Below are 1,778 nucleotides of genomic sequence, written 5' to 3'. Positions count from 1 at the left end.
CCGATGACGAACCCTTCGGGCGCATCGCCTGGCGCGGCATCCTGTTCATCCTGCCCGCGCCGATCTTCTTCGGCCTGACGGTGCGGGGCCTCGGCTTCGTGCCCGCCCTCTTCATCACCACGCTGATCGCCTCGCAGGCCTCGGCGCGGATGCGGCCCTTGGCGGCTCTGGTGCTGGCGGTGGCGGTCACGATCCTGTCCACGCTGATCTTCTCCTATGGCCTGGGCCTGCCGTTCCGGCGCTTCGGCCCCTGGCTGCCAGTGTAAGGGCGCGCGCATGGACCTGCTTTCCAACCTCGCCCTGGGCTTCGGCGTCGCCTCGTCGCTGGCGAACCTGGCCTTCTGCCTGATCGGCGTGCTGCTGGGCACGCTGATCGGCGTGCTGCCCGGCATCGGCGCCACCGCCACCATCGCCATGCTGCTGCCGATCACCTTCCAGCTGGAACCCGTCTCCTCGCTGATCATGCTGGCGGGGATCTATTACGGCGCGCAATACGGCGGATCGACCACGGCGATCCTGATCAACATGCCGGGCGAAAGCTCCTCGGCGGTCACCGCCATCGACGGCTACCAGATGGCCAAGCGCGGCCGGGCGGGCACGGCCCTGGCCGTTGCCGCCATCGGGTCCTTCTTCGCGGGCAGCGTGGCGACCTTCCTGGTGGCGATCTTCGCGCCCCCGCTGACCGCCATCGCGCTGAAATTCGGCGCGGCGGAATACTTCAGCCTGATGGTCATGGGCCTGGTGATGTCGGTGGCGCTCGCCCACGGATCGGTGCTGAAGGCGCTGGCCATGGTGGTGTTGGGCCTGCTGCTGGGCATGGTCGGCACCGATGTCTATACCGGCGCGCCGCGCTTCACGATGGGCATGACCCAGTTCGCGGACGGGCTGAACTTCGTGGCCGTCGCCGTGGGCGTCTTCGGCATCGCCGAGATCCTGCGCAACCTGGAGGACGAACACGACCGCGAGGTGATGACCAGGAACATCACCCGCCTGTTCCCCTCGCGCGAGGAATTCCGCCAGATGATCGGCCCGGTGCTGCGCGGAACGGGCGTGGGCTCGGTCCTGGGCATCCTGCCCGGCGGCGGGGCCATCCTGGCGGCCTTTGCCAGCTACACGGTCGAAAAGAAGCTGTCGAAGCACCCCGAGGAGTTCGGCAAGGGCGCGCTGGCCGGTGTGGCCGGGCCAGAGTCCGCCAACAACGCGGGCGCGCAGACGAGCTTCATCCCGCTGCTGACGCTGGGCATCCCCGCGAACCCAGTGATGGCGCTGATGATCGGCGCGATGATCATCCAGGGCATCGTGCCGGGGCCAAACGTGGTTTCCGAGCAGCCGGAGCTGTTCTGGGGCATCATCGCCTCCATGTGGATCGGCAACCTGATGCTGGTCGTGCTCAACCTGCCCTTGATCGGGCTCTGGGTGAAGCTCTTGACCGTGCCCTATTACGTGCTGTTCCCGATCATCATGGCGATGTGCTCGATCGGGGTCTATTCGGTGAATTCCAACACCTACGACCTGTTCGCCGTCGCCTTCTTCGGCCTGCTGGGCTACGTCCTGTCCAAGCTGCGCTGCGAGCCCGCGCCCCTGCTGCTGGGCTTCGTGCTGGGCCCGCTGCTCGAGGAAAACCTGCGCCGGGCGATGATCCTGTCGCGGGGCGATCCCACCACCTTCTTGACCCGCCCCATCAGCGCAGGCCTGCTGCTGCTGTCGGTGGCCATCCTGGTGCTGGTCTTCCTGCCCCAGATCCGCAAGCGCCGCGACGAAGTCTTCACCGAAAGCGA

Annotated in this window: 2 protein-coding genes; both read left to right on the top strand. The window is 67.2% G+C overall.

Annotation, left to right across the window (positions count from 1 at the left end):
• On the top strand, positions 1-266 hold a 266-nt coding region (locus OU682_RS23830), incomplete at its 5' end, for a tripartite tricarboxylate transporter TctB family protein (RefSeq protein WP_268944659.1).
• A 10-nt stretch (positions 267-276) separates the two neighbouring features.
• Positions 277-1,778 (top strand): tripartite tricarboxylate transporter permease (locus OU682_RS23825; protein ID WP_268944658.1); only part of this gene is annotated, 1,502 nt, incomplete at its 3' end.

The sequence above is a fragment of the Paracoccus benzoatiresistens genome (assembly GCF_026913015.1).
In the GTDB taxonomy this organism is placed as follows: domain Bacteria; phylum Pseudomonadota; class Alphaproteobacteria; order Rhodobacterales; family Rhodobacteraceae; genus Paracoccus; species Paracoccus benzoatiresistens.
The sequence above is the reverse complement of the archived record's forward strand: the minus strand, read 5'-3'. Positions and strand labels throughout refer to the sequence as shown.